The sequence below is a fragment of the Paraburkholderia sp. EG286B genome, from assembly GCF_040965655.1.
Classification (GTDB): domain Bacteria; phylum Pseudomonadota; class Gammaproteobacteria; order Burkholderiales; family Burkholderiaceae; genus Paraburkholderia.
Genome location: NZ_JBFRCF010000003.1, coordinates 450,485 through 470,469, shown reverse-complemented (window position 1 = coordinate 470,469; position 19,985 = coordinate 450,485). Strand labels below are relative to the sequence as shown.

At 64.5% G+C, this 19,985-nt stretch carries 22 protein-coding genes; 13 read left to right on the top strand and 9 right to left on the bottom strand.

Going from position 1 to position 19,985, the window contains the following annotated elements; translation table 11 throughout:
- Nucleotides 1–774: a siderophore ferric iron reductase gene (locus AB4Y42_RS08290; RefSeq protein WP_368693898.1), complete on the top strand. Its 774-nt coding sequence runs from the start codon at nucleotides 1–3 to the stop codon at nucleotides 772–774.
- Nucleotides 775–783: 9 nt separating this feature from the next.
- The gene (locus tag AB4Y42_RS08285) at nucleotides 784–1,959 is read left to right on the top strand and encodes an aromatic ring-hydroxylating dioxygenase subunit alpha (protein ID WP_368693897.1); all 1,176 of its coding nucleotides are present in this window, start codon (nucleotides 784–786) and stop codon (nucleotides 1,957–1,959) included.
- 79 nt (nucleotides 1,960–2,038) lie between these two features.
- Here the strand turns inward: AB4Y42_RS08285 and AB4Y42_RS08280 are convergent, their stop codons facing one another.
- Complete coding sequence (locus AB4Y42_RS08280) at nucleotides 2,039–3,112, bottom strand: alkene reductase (RefSeq protein WP_368693896.1); 1,074 nt, start codon at nucleotides 3,110–3,112, stop codon at nucleotides 2,039–2,041.
- Nucleotides 3,113–3,217: 105 nt separating this feature from the next.
- On the opposite strand from AB4Y42_RS08280, the gene AB4Y42_RS08275 reads away from it, so the two are divergent.
- The gene (locus AB4Y42_RS08275; RefSeq protein ID WP_368693990.1) at nucleotides 3,218–4,090 is read left to right on the top strand and encodes a LysR family transcriptional regulator; all 873 of its coding nucleotides are present in this window, start codon (nucleotides 3,218–3,220) and stop codon (nucleotides 4,088–4,090) included.
- An 86-nt stretch (nucleotides 4,091–4,176) separates the two neighbouring features.
- Here the strand turns inward: AB4Y42_RS08275 and AB4Y42_RS08270 are convergent, their stop codons facing one another.
- From AB4Y42_RS08270 to AB4Y42_RS08255, 4 genes are all read right to left on the bottom strand, one after another.
- Nucleotides 4,177–5,421, bottom strand: a complete 1,245-nt coding sequence (locus AB4Y42_RS08270; RefSeq protein ID WP_368693895.1) for a DUF3443 family protein — start codon at nucleotides 5,419–5,421, stop codon at nucleotides 4,177–4,179.
- Between the two features lie 26 nt (nucleotides 5,422–5,447).
- Entirely contained in the window at nucleotides 5,448–5,903 is a 456-nt protein-coding gene (locus AB4Y42_RS08265; protein ID WP_368693894.1) for a DUF2844 domain-containing protein, read from the bottom strand.
- A gap of 138 nt (nucleotides 5,904–6,041) precedes the next feature.
- Complete coding sequence (locus AB4Y42_RS08260; protein WP_368693893.1) at nucleotides 6,042–6,431, bottom strand: hypothetical protein; 390 nt, start codon at nucleotides 6,429–6,431, stop codon at nucleotides 6,042–6,044.
- Nucleotides 6,432–7,101: 670 nt separating this feature from the next.
- The gene (locus tag AB4Y42_RS08255; protein ID WP_368693892.1) at nucleotides 7,102–8,001 is read right to left on the bottom strand and encodes a DMT family transporter; all 900 of its coding nucleotides are present in this window, start codon (nucleotides 7,999–8,001) and stop codon (nucleotides 7,102–7,104) included.
- A 195-nt stretch (nucleotides 8,002–8,196) separates the two neighbouring features.
- On the opposite strand from AB4Y42_RS08255, the gene AB4Y42_RS08250 reads away from it, so the two are divergent.
- The 5 genes from AB4Y42_RS08250 to AB4Y42_RS08230 all read left to right on the top strand — a co-directional run bounded on the left by AB4Y42_RS08250 (nucleotide 8,197) and on the right by AB4Y42_RS08230 (nucleotide 13,097).
- Nucleotides 8,197–9,114, top strand: a complete 918-nt coding sequence (locus AB4Y42_RS08250; RefSeq protein ID WP_368693989.1) for a helix-turn-helix domain-containing protein — start codon at nucleotides 8,197–8,199, stop codon at nucleotides 9,112–9,114.
- Nucleotides 9,115–9,238: 124 nt separating this feature from the next.
- Nucleotides 9,239–9,499, top strand: coding sequence for a hypothetical protein (locus tag AB4Y42_RS08245; protein WP_368693891.1), 261 nt, complete (start codon nucleotides 9,239–9,241; stop codon nucleotides 9,497–9,499).
- Between the two features lie 99 nt (nucleotides 9,500–9,598).
- Nucleotides 9,599–10,075, top strand: coding sequence for a VOC family protein (locus tag AB4Y42_RS08240; protein WP_368691343.1), 477 nt, complete (start codon nucleotides 9,599–9,601; stop codon nucleotides 10,073–10,075).
- Nucleotides 10,076–10,314: 239 nt separating this feature from the next.
- Nucleotides 10,315–11,430 carry an OpgC domain-containing protein gene (locus tag AB4Y42_RS08235; RefSeq protein WP_368693890.1) on the top strand — a complete coding sequence of 372 codons (1,116 nt, stop codon included), beginning with the start codon at nucleotides 10,315–10,317 and terminating at the stop codon, nucleotides 11,428–11,430.
- A complete protein-coding gene (locus AB4Y42_RS08230; RefSeq protein ID WP_368693889.1) occupies nucleotides 11,427–13,097 on the top strand; it encodes a tannase/feruloyl esterase family alpha/beta hydrolase in 1,671 nt (556 codons plus the stop codon). Before AB4Y42_RS08235 ends, AB4Y42_RS08230 begins: the two co-directional genes overlap by 4 nt.
- A gap of 10 nt (nucleotides 13,098–13,107) precedes the next feature.
- Here AB4Y42_RS08230 and AB4Y42_RS08225 read toward each other — a convergent pair whose 3' ends face one another.
- Nucleotides 13,108–13,896, bottom strand: a complete 789-nt coding sequence (locus AB4Y42_RS08225; protein ID WP_368691346.1) for a hypothetical protein — start codon at nucleotides 13,894–13,896, stop codon at nucleotides 13,108–13,110.
- A 273-nt stretch (nucleotides 13,897–14,169) separates the two neighbouring features.
- Here AB4Y42_RS08225 and AB4Y42_RS08220 point away from each other — a divergent pair, with 273 nt between their 5' ends.
- On the top strand, nucleotides 14,170–14,439 hold the full coding sequence (locus AB4Y42_RS08220) for a hypothetical protein (RefSeq protein ID WP_368693888.1): 270 nt from the start codon (nucleotides 14,170–14,172) through the stop codon (nucleotides 14,437–14,439).
- Between the two features lie 61 nt (nucleotides 14,440–14,500).
- Here the strand turns inward: AB4Y42_RS08220 and AB4Y42_RS08215 are convergent, their stop codons facing one another.
- Nucleotides 14,501–14,761, bottom strand: coding sequence for a DUF2934 domain-containing protein (locus AB4Y42_RS08215; RefSeq protein WP_368691348.1), 261 nt, complete (start codon nucleotides 14,759–14,761; stop codon nucleotides 14,501–14,503).
- 154 nt (nucleotides 14,762–14,915) lie between these two features.
- Here AB4Y42_RS08215 and AB4Y42_RS08210 point away from each other — a divergent pair, with 154 nt between their 5' ends.
- The gene (locus tag AB4Y42_RS08210) at nucleotides 14,916–15,293 is read left to right on the top strand and encodes a VOC family protein (RefSeq protein ID WP_368691349.1); all 378 of its coding nucleotides are present in this window, start codon (nucleotides 14,916–14,918) and stop codon (nucleotides 15,291–15,293) included.
- 73 nt (nucleotides 15,294–15,366) lie between these two features.
- Here AB4Y42_RS08210 and AB4Y42_RS08205 read toward each other — a convergent pair whose 3' ends face one another.
- On the bottom strand, nucleotides 15,367–16,455 hold the full coding sequence (locus AB4Y42_RS08205; protein ID WP_368691350.1) for a phospholipase A: 1,089 nt from the start codon (nucleotides 16,453–16,455) through the stop codon (nucleotides 15,367–15,369).
- Nucleotides 16,456–16,489: 34 nt separating this feature from the next.
- Here AB4Y42_RS08205 and AB4Y42_RS08200 point away from each other — a divergent pair, with 34 nt between their 5' ends.
- From AB4Y42_RS08200 to AB4Y42_RS08190, 3 genes are all read left to right on the top strand, one after another.
- Complete coding sequence (locus tag AB4Y42_RS08200; RefSeq protein ID WP_368693887.1) at nucleotides 16,490–16,633, top strand: hypothetical protein; 144 nt, start codon at nucleotides 16,490–16,492, stop codon at nucleotides 16,631–16,633.
- Nucleotides 16,634–16,879: 246 nt separating this feature from the next.
- The gene (locus AB4Y42_RS08195) at nucleotides 16,880–17,380 is read left to right on the top strand and encodes a Spy/CpxP family protein refolding chaperone (protein WP_368693886.1); all 501 of its coding nucleotides are present in this window, start codon (nucleotides 16,880–16,882) and stop codon (nucleotides 17,378–17,380) included.
- Between the two features lie 46 nt (nucleotides 17,381–17,426).
- Nucleotides 17,427–17,720 carry a hypothetical protein gene (locus AB4Y42_RS08190; protein ID WP_368693885.1) on the top strand — a complete coding sequence of 98 codons (294 nt, stop codon included), beginning with the start codon at nucleotides 17,427–17,429 and terminating at the stop codon, nucleotides 17,718–17,720.
- A gap of 90 nt (nucleotides 17,721–17,810) precedes the next feature.
- On the opposite strand, the gene AB4Y42_RS08185 is transcribed toward AB4Y42_RS08190, so the two are convergent.
- Nucleotides 17,811–19,928, bottom strand: a complete 2,118-nt coding sequence (locus AB4Y42_RS08185; RefSeq protein ID WP_368693884.1) for a phosphocholine-specific phospholipase C — start codon at nucleotides 19,926–19,928, stop codon at nucleotides 17,811–17,813.
- Between the last annotated feature and the right edge of the window lie 57 nt (nucleotides 19,929–19,985).

Sequence of the window (19,985 nt, the reverse complement as noted above, 5' to 3'; positions counted from 1 at the left end):
ATGGCGGCAAACCGCGCGCTCGACGACATGCTGCAGCTCGCCGCGCGGCTCGTGCCGGGGTTGCAGGGCGTGGTAGCCGCGCGCCCCGCGCAAGGCATCGTGCATACGCGCCCGGCGCCGCCCAACGGCGACGCCAATCGTGCTGCGCTCGATGCCCTCCTTGCCTTCTGGTCGCGCACCTACCCCGAAGCGGGGCGCCCCTACTGGTCGTCGCGCTGCTGGGGCATCCTGATCTGGCAACCGCTCTACTTGAGCGTGATCGGGGTGCATGCGGCTGGCGTGTCGCTGTCGCTTGCGGACATCGCGCAGCCCATTGCCGAGGGCTGGACCCGCGAGGTCCGCATACGCGATCACGAACCGGCGCAGGGCGACACGCACGTGTTGATCGCGCACGCCGCACGCGAAATCGCCTCGTGCTGCGAGCAGATGCACGACGAGCTGATGCCGGTGATCCGCCTCAATCCGGCGGCGGCGCGCGGCACGCAGGCCGACGTGGTGCTCGCCGCACTGCTTGCGGCACGCAAGGCGCGGCCCGAATGGAGCGACGCCCAGGCCGAGGCGCATGGGCAGCGGTGGCTCGCGGCACTCGGCCTGCAAGGCTGTTCAGGCTATTTCCCGTTCTCGCGCACGGACGGCGCAAGCGCGCTCGCGCTGGAGCGCCGCACCTGCTGCTACCACTATCGCCGCCGCGACGGCGAACTCTGCAGCACCTGCCCGCGGCTCGCAAAGCATGAACGCATCGTGCGCCTGAACGCGCAACACGAAACAGGATGAAACCGACCGATGAACGATATCAGTGACCTCGCGCATCTCGCGCTGCCGCCCGATACGGAGGAAGCGCATGGGCAATTGCCCGCGAGCGCCTATTTCGACGAGGCGCTGTTCGAGCGCGAGATGGCGCGTATCTTCGCGCACTCGGCGCTATACGTGGGCCACGAACAGTCGGTGCCCGAGCGCGGCGACTGGCGGCACCTGCCGCAGGACGAAGGCGGCCGCGTGCTGGTGCGCGGCGAGCACGGCGTGCAACTGCTCTCGAACGTCTGCCGCCATCGCCAGTCGCTCATGCTGGGCGGCAAGGCCGGCAACGTCGCTGCGAGCGGCGGCCCTCCTGCGCAAGGCAATCTCGCCGCGAGCGGCGGCAACATCGTGTGTCCTTTACATCGCTGGACGTACGCCCCCGGCGGCGAGCTGATCGGCGCGCCCCAGTTCGAGCGCAAACCGTGCCGCAATCTCGAGCGCTTCGAACTGCGAAATTGCCATGGACTGCTCTACGAAGGGCCACGTGAGCCCGCGCGCGACATGGCGCGCGTGTTCGAGCGCCCCGAGTTCGACTTCTCCGGGTACGTGCTCGATCACGTCGAAACGCATTCCTGCCGGTACAACTGGAAAACCTTTATCGAAGTCTATCTGGAGGATTATCACGTCGCGCCATTCCACCCAGGCCTCGGGCGCTTCGTGACCTGCGAAACGCTCGACTGGGATTTCGCCGAGACGTACAGCATGCAGCGCGTGGGTGTGCACGCCGCGCTTGCGCAGCCGGGTTCGGAAATCTATCGCGCGTGGCACGATCGATTGCTCGATTATCGCGGCGGCGCAGCGCCCGAGTTCGGCGCCATCTGGCTCGCGTATTTCCCTACCCAGATGATCGAGCTCTATCCGCACGTGCTCGTGGTCTCGACGCTCTATCCGAAAAGCCCGCAGGAAACGCTCAACGTGGTGGAGTTCTATTACCCCGAAGAAATCGCGGCATTCGAACGCGAATTCATCGAAGCCCAGCGCGCGGCGTATCTGGAGACGATGATCGAGGACGACGAGATCGCCGAGCGCATGGACGCGGGACGCCTGCGGCTCCACCGGCGCGGCATCAGCGACGCCGGGCCGTATCAGTCGCCGCTCGAAGACGGCATGCGCCATTTCCATGCGTGGTATCGGCGCGCCCTTGCGGGTCCGCTCGGGTGAGCCATGCGAAACCGCGCAAGGCAGGCGGCTTCGCACGGGCGCGGCGAATGGAGCACACGCCGCGCGTCTGCCCGCCGCGTCAGGCGTCGGCCACTTCGCTCAAGCTGGGGTAGTCCGTATAGCCTTGCGCGGCGCCTCCAAAGAAGCCGTTGCGATCCGGCGCGTTCATCGCCGCGTCGCGCTGCAGGCGGGTGACGAAGTCCGGATTCGCCAGCACCATCTGACCGTAGGACTCCAGATCCGCCAGCCCCGTGGCCACGTCGGCGCCGATCTGTTCGCGCGGGCGGCCCGCCCGGTTCACGATCAACGCGCCCTTCCACAGCTTGCGAATGTCAGCCAGCAGCGCCTCGTCGCCCTGATGCGCGATATGCAGATAGGCGAGCCCCAGCTTGTCGAGTTCGGCCACCAGATAGTGGTAAAGATCGGGGCCTTGGGCGCCCTCGTCGATGCCCCACAGCGTCGTGCCCGGTGAGAGGCGGATGGCCGTGCGGTCCGCGCCGATTTCCCCGGCAATGGCGGCCGCGACTTCGAGCGCAAAGCGCGCGCGGTTTTCGATCAGGCCGCCGTATTCGTCGGTGCGCGTATTGGCGCTCGGCGCGAAGAACTGCTGAACCAGATAGGCATTCGCGCCGTGGATTTCGACGCCGTCCGCGCCGGCCTCGACCGCGCGGCGGGCCGCGGTGCGGAAGTCCTGGACGGTGCGGCGGATTTCCTCGATGGTCAAGGCACGCGGCACCGGAATGTCCTGCATGCCGCTGGCCGTGAACATGGCCGTGCCCGGCGCAATGGCGGAAGGCCCGACGCCCGCGCGATGGTGCCGCGTATTGTCGGGATGCGACATGCGGCCGGCGTGCATGAGCTGGATGAAGAGATGGCCGCCTCTCGCATGCACGGCCGAAGTGACTTTTTTCCATCCGGCGACATGCGCGTCGCTATAAATGCCCGGAGTCGTAATGTAGCCCTGTCCCTCTTGCGAAGGCTGCGTGCCCTCGGTGACGATCAAGCCGACGCTCGCGCGCTGGGCGTAATACTCGGCGGCCAGTTCGCCGGGCGTGCCGTCGGCCAGCGCGCGCGAACGGGTCATGGGCGCCATGGCCAGACGGTTTGGCAGCGTGTAACGCCCGACGCGCACGGATTCGAAAAGCTTGCTCATGATGATCACCTCGACTGGTTTGGATGGGTGCATCATCGCCTGCTTCACGATTGGGATAAATATGGTAATTTGGATATCATTGATCCGTTGATGGAGCAGTCAAAGGTGGAACTACTGAACGACATGGCCTTGTTCGTCGAGGTCGTCAAAGCCAGGGGGTTTCGCAGCGCCGCGGACGTGACGGGCATGCCGAACTCCACCCTTTCACGCCGCATCAGCGGCCTGGAAAGAGCGATCGGACTGCGCCTGCTGCATCGGACCACACGCAAGATCGAGTTGACCGAAGCAGGCCAGATCTATTTCGAGCGCTGCAAGCGCATCGTCGATGAAGCCCGCCTCGCGCACGAGCAGCTAGGCGACATGGTCGCGCAGCCCAGCGGCGTGCTGCGGGCCTCGTTTCCGGTCGATTTCGCCGTCACCTACCTCGCGCCCCTGATCGCCGAATTTGCCGGCCTGTACCCCGCCATCTCCTTCGATTTCGAATTGAATCCGCGGCGTGTCGATCTGGTGAGCGACCCGTTCGACGTGGCGATCCGCATGGGGGAGTCCGAAAGCTCGCAACTCATTGCGCGTCCGCTCGCATCGCTCACACCATATCTTTATGCGTCGCCGGGCTATCTTCAGCGCGCGGGCGAGCCAGGCAAGCCGGCTGATCTGGAACGGCACGAATGCCTGGTCATCCTGAAGGCCGACACGTGGACCTTGCACGACGCGAAGCGCACGAGCACGGTGAAGGTGGGCGGACGCTTCACGCTCAACAGCGTCGGCATGATCCGCCGCCTCGCCACACTCGACATGGGCATCGTGCTGCTGCCGGAAGAAATCGTGGCCGACGAGGTGGCCAGCGGAGCATTGCGGCGGATTTTGCCGCAGTGGCATGGCACGCCCACGCCGGTCTACGCGATTACGGAAACGCGTTTGCTGCCGGCGAAGACGCAGCGCTTCATCGAGTTTCTGCGGGAGCGGCTGGCGCGATAGCGCGCCCAAAAACAAAGGGCGATCACGCATTAACAGCGTGATCGCCCTTTTGCCGCGCGTCATGACTGCACGCGGTCAATCAGCCATTAGAACGCGACGTAAGGCGCGGTCCCGCCAGGCGCCGTTCTGCCCGCAATCGCGAAGTAGACATTACGCCCGAAGAAGAATGGCAATCCCCAGTCGAAGGTGCTGCTGCTTCCGGTCGCCGCGAGATTGTTGAAAGCCGAGGCGCGTGTACTCGCAAGCGTATTTTCGTTCGCGACCATGAAGGACATGTTCACCGGCGTCGTGGCCCCTGCGTTGCCGAAGGCTGTCGCATTCAATGCCAGGGTGGCCGTCGGGCAGTACCACCCGGTCCCACCGGCACACTGGGTAATCGATCTGTCAGCGAAAAACAGGCCGTTGGATCCGCTGTCGACGTATGACTCGGCCATCACCTGCCCGTTGTACTGGGTCGAGATGAACAGGCTCGCGTCATAGCCCAGCACCGACGTCGCACTGAACGTGTTGTTCGATTGCGTTCCTATCCCGAAGACGAGCGAACCATCGACGGACGCCTGTCCCGCAGCCGAAATGGCGGGCAACACGACGATGACGCCGTTGTTGTCCTGCGGGAAGAGTGCCACCGGGTTCTGAGTCTGGGCCGAGGCGGTCACTGCCGTCGACGTGCAGGTTCCGGTCGTCGTGTTGCAGGAATAGTAATAGCCGTTCGACGCATTGCTCGTGCAGCCCGGGCAATCCGCCACGCGATTCGCAACGCCCAGAATTCCGTTAGCGCCAATGACAGACGGCGAGTTCGCGAGGGTGATGCCACAGGCGCTGGGTGCGGCAGGAAATCCGCCTGGCGTACCGTCAATCATCATCGGCACGTTGCTGGCAACTTCGCCAGCCAGCTTGATATCGGCGGTAGCCACCGGGCCCCAGAAATACCGGCCGTCCGCGAACGGATAGCACTCGCCAAGTACGTTGCCGCTGCCGTCCTTTTGCTCGGGCAGCGCACTCGCCAGCGCACCGAGCGCCGAGGACGTAAGACGCAGGCCGACCGAGCCGGTATCCACGAGAACGTCAGTCACGACCGTACATTGCGTGGTGCCATGGAGGCACACCGTCACCGTGGCCACCGGGAGATTGGGCGCATAGCCGCTACCGGAAGGCGCCAATGAGGTGTCCACCCGAATCGGCAGGACGTTACCGGTGCCCAGCGTCGAGTCGCTCGAGTTCCCACCGTTGCTCGTGCCCGAACCCTGTGTGCTTGATTGCGCGGTCTGGCCGCCGTTACCGCTGCTGCCACCACCGCCGCCGCAAGCGGCCAGCACGAGACAGAGCGCCATTGCCCAAAATGCGTTGCGAGCCGAGCTCACTTCAGGTCCTCCGGCGTGACACCCGCAGGAACCGCAGCAGGCAACCAGGCCGTGCCTCGCATGTTGTTCATCCGGCCGCCCCCCACATAGCGCATCTGCGCCGACTCGACCGCTACATGTCGATGCAGGTCAGCGTGGGTCGGCGTCTGCAGCGCGGCCTTGTATTCGGAGAAATAAGTGCCGAACAATTGCGAAAGGTCCGGCGGACGCGGCCCGCTCCAGGACACGGCGAAAACCTGCCCGGCCGCGTTCGCGTATTCGCGTACCGTCGTGCCGGTGGGCAGCGTGATGACCTGGGTGGTGTAGGTCGACGTCGACGCCGTCGAGGACAACTGGCCTCTGAGCGCGGACGCTTCGATCTGAAGTGAGTCGAGCTTCCCGCCCAAGGCGGCCTGTGCAAAAGACTCGCAAATTGCAAATGAAGCGACGCCTGCCAATACAGCAATCAGCAAGGCGCGTTTTCCCCGATAAGGACGTACTCTCATGTTTTCTCGTCTTGACTCTCTTTTTAATCGAGGCCGCCCGCACAGGAATTGGATACGGCCTCGTGTTGGCACATCGCTTATTCTCTCAGTTGCCCTCAGTCAATTTCAACCATTGAGTTTTTGTTTGCCGAGGCGAGCATCACTTCGGCTTTCCTGGCCATTATCTTCGATCTGGTAAACGCGCGTACGCACCGCGGGAAGCTCGGGCGGCTCCTTAGCGATTCCCCATGCGCTCAGCAAGCCTTCGAACGAAGCACCGGCCGGCGCCGTCCGTGGCTCCGGCAGAGGCACGCCGGTCGAGCGGTAGCGCGCGGTTCCTCGCGCACTCGCGCCCTTATTGACGCGTTCGGCGGCGCCGTTGCGCATGGCGTAGCGAACGACATCCGAGGCTTCGCGTGAACTCATCAATCCCGACGCAGTAATTTCACTGACCGACGCGCTTTCGCGTTGCGCCAGCCAGTGCAGCAGCGTGAGCGCGCTAGCGTGAACCTTCATTAACTGGCCTCTCCCGTCTTTGTTTTGTCCCTGTCCCCGGCGCGGACCACGCGACGCACTGGACGCACTGGGCGAATTCCGCATTGTCTGCAATGCCATGTCCTTATCCGCCCGCTGGAGTCGTGGCCGTGCCATCGGGTTTGAGTGCTGCTGCGAACCTGAACAGCGCGGCGGGGACCGCGTCCGCCAGGAGGGTGAAAAGCGCGCGCGGGCGTGGGCTGCACGCGCAGACAGGCCATCGGCTTTGCATTCGTTTCAGTCCCCGCAGGCGCGGGCCTACGCGGTAACCCCGGAGCGGCTGGCACGCCGCGTGTTTGCATTCATATTTATCTGCTCATCCGAGGGTATCGGCAACCGTCAGACGAATCTTTAGCGCAAACGATGAATTATGAAGGCCGCCTCTTTTGTAATAAGAATGGAGGCATCCGAATTTCAATTGAATAATCATTCACGGGAAGGTCTGGTTTGCCATCCCACATACTCGCGCCCCATATCCCGTCACAATCGACGCGGCCGCCCGGGCCAGCGGTGAGTGATGCAAAACACATAAGGGCCCGACTGTCGCTTCGAGAACGAACGCAAACAACAACCGTCAGCGCGCCGTGTTCCGCCTGGCTGTACCGGCGCTACGCCATTACGCTCAAGGCCAGCCTCGCCCGCTGAAGCCCGCTCAGGCAGCGGGCGCGCGCCGCGTGAACAGGCGCCGCGTCAGATCGAACGCCACGAGGTTGCCCGAGACGACCAGCAAAAGCCCGATCACGGCAAGCAAGGACCAGCGGTAGCCCTCGTAGACCGTCGAAACCGCCAGCGCCACGATCGGGAACAAGACCGTGCAATACGCCGCGCGCTCGGGCCCGATCCGGCCAACCAGCGTCAGATAGGCCGTAAAACCGATCACCGACCCTGCCACGACGAGCCAGGCCAGCGCGCCGAGATAGCGCGCGTCCATTTCGAGCCTGAACGGCAATCCGGCGACGGCGCTGCCGGCCACGAGCGCCGCGGTGCCGATCAGCATGGCCCAGCCATTCGTGACGAGCGGATTGAGCCCCATCGACTGCATGCGGCTGGAAAGCAGATTGCCGGTGGAGAAACACAGCGTGCCGAGAAACGCCACCGCGAGGCCGAGCCACACGGTCTGATCGCCGATATGGCCGGCCATCTGCTGCAGGAAGAGACAAACGATCCCGATCAGGCCCAGTACGGCGCCGCCCACTGCGGAGGGTTGCAGCGGCCGCCCCATGAAAATGCGTCCGTTGATCGAGTTCAGCAGCGGCGCGGTCGAAAACACCACGGCCACGAGCCCGCTCGGCACGATGTTCTCGGCATAGTAAAAGCACAGGAAATTGAGGCAGAACAGCGCCAGCCCCTGAGCGACGAGGTAGCGCCACGCCGCGCGCGGCGGCCAGATGGGGCGGCGCATCACGCCCAGCAGCGCGAACACCAGGAGCGCCGCGAGCCCGAAACGCCAGGCGATCGAGACAGGCGCAGGCACGACGCCGAGCTGCCACTTGATAGCGATCCAGGTGGTGCCCCAGATCAGGACGGTGAGCACGTAGAGTAAAAGATTCATTGTCGGAAAGGACCTTTAGTCGATGCCCCAACTATGGCGCACGGGGGCGGCGCGGACTTGTCCAGGATTGCGCATTTCTTGCCTGCGCCCGGCCACGGCCAGCAACAGCGGGGGCGCGAGCGTATACTTTGCCAACCCGCTTTGACTACCCGCTTTGTGGAGCCCATCGCCGCCTTGCAGCCCGCCGCCCCGACCATGAACGCCCAGGTGCCGCTTCCCGCGCCCGCCCTCGCCGAGACGCCCTTTGGGCTGCATTCGGTGTGCCGCACGTTGAGCGCGGCGAACGCGACGCTGGAGCGTTTTGCGTGGCTCGGCGACCAGTTTGCGGCCGCCGTCTGGACGCGCGTCACGCGCGAGGCCGAGACCGTCTATGACCGGCCCGGCCATCACACGCTGTCGTGCTATCTCGACGGCGGCTACCGCACGGAGCGGCAGAAGCTGCCCGGCGTGTACGGCGCGCCAAGCCGCCTCTGCGCGCTTCCGGGCGACCACGAATCGCGCTGGTGGGTGCGCGGCCATATGCATTTCATGCATCTGTACTTCCTGCCCGAGCACTTCACGCAGCGCGCGGTGCGCGAACTCGACCGGGAACCGCGCGAACTCACGCTGGCCGACCGCACGTATTTCGAGGACAAGCGGATCGCCGTGCTGTGCCAGACGCTGGCCAACGAAAACTGGGCCGATCCAGACGGCCTTTTGCGCAGCAACGCAACGGCGCACGAAGTGCTGAGCCTGCTGCTGCGCAGCCAGGGCGTGCGTCGCGCGGGCGCGGCGCTCAAGGGTGGCCTCGCCGTGTCGACACGGCGGCGCCTGCGTGACTATATCGACGCCCACCTGGGCGAGACGCTGACGCTCGGCGCACTGGCCGATGTCGCGTGCCTTTCCGAGTACCATCTCGCGCGCATGTTTCGCGCCTCGTTCGGGCGGCCGCCGCATGCGTGGATCGCCGCCCAGCGTCTGGAGCGGGCGCGTTTGCTGTTGCGCACGACCGCCCTGCCGCTCGCGCAGATTGCGGCAGAGTGCGGGTACGCGAATGCGAGTCACTTCAGCCATCGCTTTCGCGACGCGTTTGGCGCCGCGCCGAATGTCTATCGTCAAGCATTCCTGAAGTAGTCGCAGGTCCCCCGATCCCGCCGTGCGTGGCTCCATGTTTTGAGGCGCGGCTGGGTCTTGTCGCGGCTGCCGGGCCTGTCTATCGTGGCGTCATGCCCTCGACGCTCATCGCAAAGAGCCCGCCATGTTCCGAACCCTCGTCAAACAAACTTCGCGTTTTAGCGCCATTGCTCCTTTGTCGCCCGCTCTGCGCGCAACCTTGCGCGGCGTCGCCATTCTGGTTGCGGCAGTAATAGCGTTAATCCTTGCGCTCATGTTCTCGCCAAACAGCACCCGCGCCAATCTTGCGCTGTGTCTTGCGTCGCAGTCCGAATCACCGTCGAAACACGACAGGATAGATGCACACAACGCCCAGTCCCTCGCGATCGAACGTTGCATCGACTAGCCACCCTGCTCCACCAGCAAAAGTCCCCCATACCGCCGGGGCTTTGTCACAATGTGCGCTACGCGCCGGCAATCAGGCGCCTTGTCAAAGGAGATCGTGATGACGGAGCTTGTGACTTGCCTGTGGTTCGATGAAGGTAGAGCACGCGAAGCGGCGGAGTTCTACGCTGCGACGTTTCCGGACAGTCATGTCGGGGCTGGCCATGTTTCCCCGATACCTGGCATCGGCGCGGGAGCGGAACTGGTGGTCGAATTCACGGTGCTCGGCCGGCGCTTCGTGGGCCTGAACGGCGGCCCCAACTTCCAGGCGAACCAGGCCGTGAGCTTCATGGTCGAGACCCACAGCCAGGAAGAGACCGACCGCTACTGGAACGCCATCGTCGGCAACGGCGGCGAGGAGTCGGACTGCGGCTGGTGCAAGGATCGCTGGGGGTTTTCGTGGCAGATCACGCCGAAGCGCCTGCTCGAATGCGTCTTCGGCGCTGATCGCGAAGCCGGCAGGCGCGCGATGGAAGCGATGATGACCATGCGCAAGATCGACATCGCCGCGATCGAGCGCGCCGCTGCCGCGAAGTAAGCGGCACGCGGCCGGACATCGCAAGCGCCACATAGCTGGCATGCAGATGGCGCCAGCATGGCGTGAGCGTCATATCCGGCGCACAAAGCATTGACCCCGCCGAGCGCAGGGAACGATACCTGCGAGATGCCCTCGTACGCATAAGGGCGGCGCCACGATACGTGAACCGCCGCCCGGCCATTCATCGAGCGGTCGACGCCAAGCCGGAGCGGCGTCGCCGCGATGCTTGCGAGGGCACCATGGAGTCTCGCCAGGGGCGTTCGATCGAAGTCGACTTTTTCCGCGGCGTCGTGCTGATCGTGATCGTGCTCGATCACATTCCGGGCAGCGCCTTGTCGCAGCTGACGTTGCACGCTTACGCGCTGTGCGACTCCGCCGAAGTGTTCGTGTTTCTCGGCGGCTACGCGTCGGCCGCGGCCTTTATGGCCGTGCGCGCGCGCCGCGGCATGAGCGCCGCGCAAGGCCGCTTCCTGCGCCGCAGCTGGGAAATCTACCGCGCCTATCTGCTGACCGCCCTGCTCACACTGCTCTCGGGCGCGATACTCGCGCTCCTGCACCTGAACCCCGCTGCCGCCGACCTGAGCGGCTGGGCGTCGTTCGCCACGCATCCCATACGCGAAACTTTCCACGTCGTCCTGCTGGCGCGCCAGCCGTATCTGTCGAGCGTGCTGCCGATGTATGTCATATTTGCCCTGTGCGTGCCCGCGGCCGTGCCCTTCGCCCGCCGCGCGCCGCTCGCCACGCTGGTCTGCAGCCTGGTGCTCTGGGCCTTCGCGCCGCTGCTGCCTGCGCTCATCGGCGCGAGCGCGTTCGCGACCTGGCCGTTCAACCCATTCGCGTGGCAGCTGATGTTCGTATTCGGCATGCTCTGCCGGCTGCACCCGGTTCCGCCCGGCTTCAAGACCTCGGCAATCGCGCGCTGGCTGGTACGATGCGCGTTCGCCGCGGTGGTGCTGTTCGCGGCGGTTAAATGGTTCGTCCTGACTCAACCCATGCCTGGGACAATGAAACAGCATCTGGCCTTCGCGCGCGTCGTCAACTTCATCGGCATTGCCTTGGTGGCGGCGTATTTCGTTCATCGCGGCACGATCGCGCGGATCGCCGCGCGCGTGCCCGCCGTCGTGACCGTGGGCCGCACGGGGCTCGTATGCTTCGTCGGCGGCACGCTGATCTCGGTGATCATCGACACCGCCACGCCACACGCGCTGCACGGCGCGGCGGCGTTCGCGGCGGCGCTCGCCGGCGACACCGTCGCGATCGGCGCGACGCTCATGCTCGCGAGGGCCTGGCGCGGCTCGCTCGGGCGCCAGAAGGAGAAGGCCCGTGCGCGCGTCAACGGAGCCGGCTGCGGATGATACGACGGGGCACACGCGCACTCGGATCCCTCGAGGCGATCGCCATCGCCACGCTCACGCTCATCGCCAGCGGCCCCGCTTTCGCCCAGCACACGCCTTCGCTGCCGCTGCATTGCACCGACCTTGCTGGCGCGCTGCTGCCGCCCGCGAGCATCGGCCTGCCGACGAACGGCGCGCTGGTGCAGAGCGCCGCGATGATCTCCGCGACCGCCACAGGCAATCTCAACGGCGACTTCTGCCGCTTGACCGGCGTTATCCGCGCCCAGAGCGCCGGGACGCCGGACATCCGCTTCGAAGTGAACCTGCCGAGCCGCTGGAACGGCCGCGCGCTGCAATTCGGCGGTGGCGGCTACAGCGGCGTCGTGGTGACGGGAACCGGCCCGATGCCCTTCTCGCCCGACCGCGCCCCGCTCGCGCGCGGCTATGCGACCTTCGGCGACGACTCCGGCCACAACGGCACGTCGTCGGAAGCCAACTTCGGGCTGCTTGAAGAAGCCGTGACCAACTTCGGCTACGCGCATTTGAAGAAGGCGCATGACGTTGCGCTCGCACTGATCACGCTCGGCTATGGGCGGGCGCCGGAGCACATGTATTTCGCGGGCGGCTCGACGGGCGGCCGCGAAGGCTACACCGTGATCCAGCGCTATCCCGACGACTACGACGGCGTGATCGCGAACTCGCCCGCGCTGAACTTCCCGGGCGTGCGCCTGACAGGCGTCGTGGTGGGCCAGCACGAATACCGCACGCCGGGCGGCTATCTGTCGCCGCAGCTGCTGGAGCACGTGTACGAGCGCGTGATGCAGGTGTGCGACACGCTCGACGGCGCGGCGGACGGCCTCATCAGCGACGTCGAAGCCTGCCGCGCGAAAGAGCCGGAGATCATCGACTCGCTGCGTTGCTCCTCACAGGACCAGGCGGATCGCCAGCACGCCCCCGACGACTGCCTCACGCCACCGCAACTCGCGACGCTGGAAAGCCTGCGCGACGGCCTGCGCCTGCCCTACGCGCTCGCCTGGAATGCGGACACCTATCGCGGCTACAACGTCTTCCAGGGCACGCGCTTCACGAGCATGCTGGGCCTCGCGCACTCGCCGCAGCGGCTGACTCAACTGGGGTTCGTCTCCAATGGCTACCTGTACGCGCAGGGCGATGCCTACCTCAAATACTTCATCACGCACGACCCGACTTTCGATTCGACGAACTTCGACGTAATGCATCCCGGCCGTTACCGCGAGCGGCTGCTTACGCTGTCGACGACAATCGGCGCGATGAATCCCGACGTGTCGCGCTATATCGCGCGAGGCGGCAAGCTCATCACCTTGCAGGGACTCGCCGACGAGGTCATCAGCCCGAACCAGACCATCGCCTATTACCAGGGGCTGGTGGGGCGCTACGGCGAAGCGCGGGTGGACAGCTTCATGCGGCTTTACATGGTGCCGGGTTACCAGCACGGCAACGGCGTGTTCATTCCGTCCGTCGATCTGCTGGGCGCGCTCGACGACTGGGTCACGCACGACAGCGCGCCGGAAACGTTGTTCGCGACCGACATTGCCCAGGCCACGAACGGCCGCACGCGGCCGCTGTGCCGCTACCCGGCGTTTCCGCGCTATCTGGGCAAGGGCAATCTGAATCGCGCGACCAGTTTCACGTGCGTGATGCCGCAATGACTCATGCGCGCTACGCGTCGCGCACCCGGCGAGCGGCACGCTGAGGCAGCACCACGATGCAGCCGACGATAAAGATCATCAGCAGCGCCGAAGCATAAAAGCGGCTGAAGTGCAGGCCGCCGTCCGCGACAGGCTTGTCTAGCAGATCGCCCAGCGTCGCGCCGAGCGGGCGCGTGAGCACGAACGCGAACCAGAAAAGCGCCGTGCGCGACACGCGCGGCCACAACCACAGCAGCGCCACGACCACGAGGCCCGCGCCGAAGATCGCAGCGCCGTATTCGTAGCCCACGCCAAGGCCGCCGCGGTCTTCGCCCGCGACCCAGTCGCCCAGCGCGGTGCCGAGCGTTTGCGAAAACAGGATCGTAATCCAGTAAAACCACTCGACGCGCGGCGTCGCGACACTCTCGATCGAAACCGTGCCTTCTGCCCGGTACCAGATCGCGAGACTGGCCAGGAGCAACAGCAGAATGATCGATACGCCGCCGGGATAGCCTACGCCGAGCGAGCGGTCGAAAAAGTCGGCGAGCGTGGTGCCGAGCGTGGTCGTGGCGACGATCGTCGCCCAATAAAGCCACGGGTAGAAGCGCTGTGCGCGGATCTGCGCCCCAACCAGCACGACGAAGCACGCGAGGAAAATGAGCGAGCCGACCAGATAGCCCAGGTTCAATGACATCGTCACCCAGTCACCGCCGGTTTCGCCGAGCGTGGTGCAAGCAATCTTGATGATCCAGAAGCCGAGCGTCACGGCGGGGACCTTGCTGACCGCATCTTCGATGAGACTTCGTGTGGTGGTGGACATGAATACTCCTTGCGCCGCATGACGGGCGGAACGAAACAGCTTGGGACTATATGCCGCCGTTGCTTAACTAAGCCTTAACTACGGCCGAATACGCACGAAACGCGAACCGTTGCCTGCGCATAAGCAAATTCTAAGGTTGGCTGCGTAGTCTGGGGACATGCGCCGTAGTGATCGGACTGCGCAAGATTGAATGAGCGTCTGCAAAAACGGTTTTTGCAATCCGCGCATTTTTTTAGTCATCCGAATCGATTTTATTATATGGAGTCGTGAATCATGAAACCTCTACTCGCTACTGCTATTGTCTCGCTCGGCGTCGTATTGTCCCCCGTCGTCTTCGCACAGAACACCGAACCCGCGGCACAAACCAGGCAGATGCAGATGCAGCAACCGGCAAACCCGCAGCACGCCAGCACGCAACGCACCGACGACTCCGGCTATGGGATGGAAAGCTCGGGCACCTCGAATGCGTCGGTTGCGCAAACGTCGCGCCACGACGCACTCGTGTCACACGAGGGCCGCAACGACCTGTTCGCGCATCATTGATGTGCGAACAGGTCGCGCAGGCTGGCATGTCATTGGACTAAAGCGCGGCACATGCGGGATGTCACCCGCCGCCGCGCCGCTTGTCGCGCGCCAGTTCGTTCGGCGGCATGGCGTCCCTCTCCTGCAGGGGTTCACCCGCAAGCCGGCGCTTGCCGGCCTGATCGCTGGCGATACTCGACGTTTCTCCTTCCGCGTCATATTCCGCGGCAACCTGTTTTTCGGCGCGGCTCCAGTATTCGTCCGCCCGCCCCTGCGGCGCGCCGTCATCTTCCCAGAGTTGATATGCGCGTCGCCGGACGCGCTCTTCCCGTTGGTCATTCATGGTCATTCCTCCGATGTGCGCGCGTAAGCAGCACTGCAACCGGCTAGCCAGGTTGCGAATGGCGCACTGCCTGTGCAGCGAGCAAACACGATGCCCGACGCGTGCGTCATACTCACGCCACCCGCAATCGAATCTCTGTTGAAGAAGATCGCTCATGACCAACACGAACACGCTACGTCCCTTCGCTTTCGTCCTTGCCGTCCAGGACCTCGAACGCAACGCGGCATACTTTCGCGACGTGCTCGGCTTCCGCGTGGATTGGGCCGATTCGACCGACTGGCGAATCGTCGAGAGGGGCGGCGTGCGGATCATGCTCGGCCATTGCCCCAATGCGTTGTCCCCGGCGGAGACGGGGGATCACAGCTACTTCGGTTATCTGGAAGTCGACAACGTTCAAGCGTTTCACGATGAAATCGCGCAAAGCGGTGCAATTGTCCTGCAGCCTCCGGTCGATCGCCCGTACGGCATGCGCGAATGCACCGTGGCCACACCCGACGGCCACCGGTTCGTAGTGGGTCAAAGCATTACGTGACCCACGCCTGGTGTCTTTCTACGATGCCCGCCTGACAAAATGACGTTTCCCAACATTCGCAAGCCAAAGTCAGTTAGCGCGACACCGCGAAACCGATGCGCGCAGCCCAGCGGTGCTGGTTGTAATCGAGAAGATCTTCGGCGTAGCCGTTGAAGTAGTTGAGGAACAGGTACCCGCCCCATGCATTGCCGAATAGCTTGGCGAGCGGGTATGTAAATTGCACATCGACGCTTCCATAGGTCGATCTCGTGCCCTTTCTCAGGGTCGTCGCGAGTTGCCAGCCGTCGGGGCTGCCATATTTGAACAGCAGATCGACATAGCCGCGATAGTGAGCAATATCCCCATTCGACTCCTGGATGTGCTCGTACGCGTAGATTTTCGGCTCGATAGTCAGGTGGTTGGCGTTGAGGTCGCCGAAATCCCAGATCGGCTTCACGTACACGATATCGACGCCGCGCGACCCTGAACCGGCGGTCCCGTTCGACTCGTGCTCGTACCCCGTCTCGATGCCCATTCGCGTGAACCAGCTGGACCTCCACCCGGTGTCCTCGAGGTAGTAGAAGAGCGCGGGCATGTAGCTCGTATCGTGGAACGGCGACTCGTCCCCGCGGACATCCCAAAGCGAAGTCTGCGTATAGGCAAAATAGAGGTTGTCGAGGAAACCGCGTGAACGCGGATCGTCCGGCAATATGAAGCGGAATTTGATACTGATCTGGAATCTGGCGAGATCCGCGTCGCTCGACGACCAGCCGTCCGCGAAATAGTTTGGCTGGTAGAACGAAAGACGACCCGCGAGGAAAGTGCCAATGTCAGGCACCAGCGAATTCGAGGGCTTTACGGTGGAGGGCGGCATTTGCGCCGCAAGCGAAGCATTGCCCGCCATCGGTCCTTCAACTGGCGCCGTGGCGACCGGTTCCGATGCGGACGCAACCGTTGCCGCCGGCACCAAAGGCGCGGAGGCAGGAGCCGCGGCGTTCGCCGTTGCCGAGGCCGGCATGCGCGTGAGCAGGACCACGGAAGGTGAAACGTCCACGCCCGGCACATCCACTCTCAAAGCGCCGCGCGCCCACTTGGGCCATGCCGCGCTATAGCTCACCGCCTTCATCTCTCCGGCGGCGAGCCGCAAATGCTCGGGTGCGCCTGGTTCGCGCGCGAGCAGCACGGCCTTCGGCAACGCCTCGCCATTGGTCAGCGTGATGCTCAAATCGCGCGGCACATCGATCGAACTGCCGGTCGGCGCATCGCCGGAATACACGATCGTCACGACGAGCGGTTCGTCGGATCTCGCCTCGCGCGGCGGGCGCATGATGGACACGGCGGCGCGGCTCGCAGGCACATAGCCCGCCAAAGTTGCCACGGCCAGGGTGGCGCACGCCAGTCTGCCCCAAGCCAACCGGGCGACGGGAGCGGAATGCGAATGCGATGCCCTCTGAAATGCCAATCGAATCGCCACGTTGCCTCCTGGTATCGTCAGAATGACTCGCTGCCGGGCAAGCCAGGCCGATTTTCTGCGTGAGTGAAGCGTGGTGCATTCGGGAATCGTGCCCTATTCCCTGTTATTCGCTGTTACATAGAGGATGCCGAAATTGGTTGCCGCCGCTGCTATGATCAAAATGGTTCGTTCCGACTTGCCGGCCATTGCCGGCAAACGCTTTTCGCGAGGGCTGACAATGAAACCTGTCCTGCTTGCGCTAGCCCTGCTCGGCACTTCCACGTGCTGGGCCCAGGCCAGCGCTCCGGCTGCGTCGTCGCATCAGCATCACGTTGAAACCGTCGACGACCGCGTGAAAGAACTGCATGCCGAACTGAAGATTACTCCCGCCGAAGAGGATCAGTGGGCGAAAGTGGCCGACGTCATGCGCAATAACGCCAAAACGGTGGATGATCTGATCCAGCAGCGGCACGATAATGCCCAGCAGCAAACCGCGGTGGAGAACCTTCAATCGTGGAACGAGATCGCCCAGGCGAATGCCGACGGCAGCAAGGCGATGCTCGATGCCTTCTCGGCGCTTTACGCGGCCATGCCCGACTCGCAGAAGAAGCTTGCGGACGCCGCTTTCCGACCCACTGAAGCGCACACGAAATAACCAGCCGCGAGCGCTGGCAACGCGCACTCGCGACGGAGGATCGGCGATGAAACTCCGTGTGTTGAAGTTTGCATTCCTTTGTATCGCGGCGACGCTGTGCGCGATGCAAACCGCACAGGCGCGCGTGAACGTCAATGTCGGCGTGGGCATCGGGATTCCTGGGGCGTTCTACGCGCCGCCGCCGCCCGTATTCTTCATGCATCCCGCCGCGCCGATGTGGCCGCCTCCCGTCGTGTATTCGCGCCACGGCTTTACTCCGTGGCACCGTCCTCCGCATTTCATGGGTCCGCGACACGTCCGCCATCCCGGCTGGGGACCGCCGCCGCCACGCTGGCGCTAGAGGCGCCCTGGTCGCCCCTGCTCGATTACGCGGTAAACAAGAAAAGCCACGGCTCGCGAAAGCCGTGGCTCATCTCACTCCTCAGCGATATCAGGCGCCGAGCGCGGGATCGCTATAGCTCGGATGACCCGTCTCGACGTGGCCCGCAATGCGGCGCACGAACGTCGCATCGCTATCGACCGTGATCGTCAGGTCGTACCAGCCGTGCGCGTTGCGCAGGTCGAGATAGAGCTGCCCGGTGTCGCCGCCGGTCACGGTGCGCTGGATCTTCGTGCCCGGGTCATACGCGTTGACGATCGTGAACTGGCAGCGCGCGCCGCCCTTGTTCTCGAGGAGCAGTTGCAGGTTGCCGTTCGCCACGTCGTAGCCCTCTACCACTTCGGGGCGCGCCGTTTCGTTGCCGCCGAACCAGCCCGACTTGACCTGGGTGCCCGCGAAACGGCGCAGAAACCCGTTCGGCCCATGCACGCTGAAGTCGTACGCGCCGCTCGCGCCAAGCGCGAGCTTGTCCTGGAGATGCTTGCCGGCTTCGACCGTATAGGTGCGCGGCGCATCGGTGCTGCCCGCCGTGTAGACGAGGAACACGGCACCGGCGCGGCCCGAATTGACGAAGCGCGTGGTGACGTCGCCCGTGCCGGCATTCGCATCGAAACGCACGAACAGCTCGTACGGCAGCGCGCGCGCGTTGCGCACGCCCGCTTCCTGCTTCGGCACGCTGCCCACGACTGGCGGCACCGGCACGTAGTCGGGGTGACGCAGCTTGTCGGGCGGCGCATAGCCCGTCGTGGAAGGCAGCGCGGGAATCGCCGCATTAGGCGTGGCGAAGTTGAATGCCGATGTGAGGTCGCCGCACACGGCACGGCGCCACGGCGTGATGTTCGGCTCGCGCAGGTCGTGATGCAGACCGAAACGCTTCTCGATGAAACGGATCACGGAAGTATGGTCGAACGTCTCCGAGCACACCCAGCCGCCGCGCGACCACGGCGAGACCACGAGCATCGGCACGCGCGGTCCGAGGCCGTACGGGCCCGCCGCATACTTGCTGCTGCCCGGAAAGATTTCGTTCGTCGTGTCGACGGTCGAGAGGCCGTTCGCGCTCGATGCGGGCGGGAACGGGGGCGCCAGGTGATCGAAGAAGCCGTCGTTCTCGTCGTAGTTCACGAGCAGCACGGTCTTGCTCCACAGGTCCGGGTTCGACGTGAGGATCTGCAGCACCTGGTCGACGTACCACGCGCCATAGTTCGCGGGCCAGTTCGGATGCTCAGAGTACGCCTCGGGCGCAACGATCCACGAGACCTGCGGCAGCGCATTGTTCGCCACGTCCTGCTTGAGCACGTCGAAATAGCCGCCGCCCGCCAGCACGTTCGTGCCCGTGCGTGCGCGGTCATACAGCGGATTGCCGGGCTGCGCGTTCTGGTATTGATGGAAATACAGGAGCGAGTTGTCGCCGTAATTGCCGATGTACGCGTTGTCGCCCGTCCAGCCCCACGAGCCCTTGGCGTCGAGACCTTCGCCGACGTCCTGATAGATCTTCCACGTGATGCCCGCGCTCTGCAACACTTCGGGATACGTGGACCAGCCATACCCCGCTTCCGCGTTGTCGATCACGGGGCCGCCGCCGCTGCCGTCGTTGCCCACCCAGCCGGTCCACATGTAGTAGCGGTTCGGGTCGGTGGCCGTCATCGTCGAGCAGTGGTACGCGTCGCAAATCGTGAACGCGTCGGCGAGCTGATAGTGAAACGGAATGTCGTCGCGCGTGAGGTACGCCATCGTGGTCGTGCCCTTGGCCGGGACCCACTGGTCGTAGCGGCCGCCGTTCCAGGCGGCGTGCGTCGTGGTCCAGTCGTGCGGCAGGTCCTGGATGAACTGCAGGCCCAGGTTGGACGCCGTGGGATGGAACGGCAGCACTTCGCCCACACCACCGGCCGCGAGCGGCTGGTTCCACACGGGCTTGCCGGTCGGCAGCGTGATCGCGCGCGTGTCGCCGAAGCCGCGCACGCCGCGCAGCGTGCCGAAGTAATGGTCGAAGGAACGGTTCTCCTGCATGAGGATCACGATGTGCTCGACATCGCGGATGCTCCCCGTGCGATTGTTCGCGGGAATCGCGAGCGCATTGCGAATGCCCTGCGGCAGCATCGTCAGGGCGGTGGCCGAACCGGCGCTCATCGCAGCGGTGCGGAGAAAGTCACGGCGGCTTCTCGAGGTCATCTTGTGGTTTCCATCTTCAGGTTGAGAAAGGCACGCACGGCACGCCGCCTTGACGGG

Bases quoted from the DNA above. Each gene is read 5' to 3' on its own strand.
- AB4Y42_RS08185 (WP_368693884.1), bottom strand. From the start codon at position 19,928: ATGACCTCGAGAAGCCGCCGTGACTTTCTCCGCACCGCTGCGATGAGC.
- AB4Y42_RS08255 (WP_368693892.1), bottom strand. From the start codon at position 8,001: ATGAATCTTTTACTCTACGTGCTCACCGTCCTGATCTGGGGCACCACC.
- AB4Y42_RS08250 (WP_368693989.1), top strand. From the start codon at position 8,197: ATGAACGCCCAGGTGCCGCTTCCCGCGCCCGCCCTCGCCGAGACGCCC.
- AB4Y42_RS08220 (WP_368693888.1), top strand. From the start codon at position 14,170: ATGAAACCTCTACTCGCTACTGCTATTGTCTCGCTCGGCGTCGTATTG.
- AB4Y42_RS08290 (WP_368693898.1), top strand. From the start codon at position 1: ATGGCGGCAAACCGCGCGCTCGACGACATGCTGCAGCTCGCCGCGCGG.
- AB4Y42_RS08235 (WP_368693890.1), top strand. From the start codon at position 10,315: ATGGAGTCTCGCCAGGGGCGTTCGATCGAAGTCGACTTTTTCCGCGGC.
- AB4Y42_RS08225 (WP_368691346.1), bottom strand. From the start codon at position 13,896: ATGTCCACCACCACACGAAGTCTCATCGAAGATGCGGTCAGCAAGGTC.
- AB4Y42_RS08245 (WP_368693891.1), top strand. From the start codon at position 9,239: ATGTTCCGAACCCTCGTCAAACAAACTTCGCGTTTTAGCGCCATTGCT.
- AB4Y42_RS08285 (WP_368693897.1), top strand. From the start codon at position 784: ATGAACGATATCAGTGACCTCGCGCATCTCGCGCTGCCGCCCGATACG.
- AB4Y42_RS08190 (WP_368693885.1), top strand. From the start codon at position 17,427: ATGAAACTCCGTGTGTTGAAGTTTGCATTCCTTTGTATCGCGGCGACG.
- AB4Y42_RS08210 (WP_368691349.1), top strand. From the start codon at position 14,916: ATGACCAACACGAACACGCTACGTCCCTTCGCTTTCGTCCTTGCCGTC.
- AB4Y42_RS08260 (WP_368693893.1), bottom strand. From the start codon at position 6,431: ATGAAGGTTCACGCTAGCGCGCTCACGCTGCTGCACTGGCTGGCGCAA.
- AB4Y42_RS08200 (WP_368693887.1), top strand. From the start codon at position 16,490: ATGCTCAAATCGCGCGGCACATCGATCGAACTGCCGGTCGGCGCATCG.
- AB4Y42_RS08270 (WP_368693895.1), bottom strand. From the start codon at position 5,421: ATGGCGCTCTGTCTCGTGCTGGCCGCTTGCGGCGGCGGTGGTGGCAGC.
- AB4Y42_RS08215 (WP_368691348.1), bottom strand. From the start codon at position 14,761: ATGAATGACCAACGGGAAGAGCGCGTCCGGCGACGCGCATATCAACTC.
- AB4Y42_RS08230 (WP_368693889.1), top strand. From the start codon at position 11,427: ATGATACGACGGGGCACACGCGCACTCGGATCCCTCGAGGCGATCGCC.
- AB4Y42_RS08240 (WP_368691343.1), top strand. From the start codon at position 9,599: ATGACGGAGCTTGTGACTTGCCTGTGGTTCGATGAAGGTAGAGCACGC.
- AB4Y42_RS08280 (WP_368693896.1), bottom strand. From the start codon at position 3,112: ATGAGCAAGCTTTTCGAATCCGTGCGCGTCGGGCGTTACACGCTGCCA.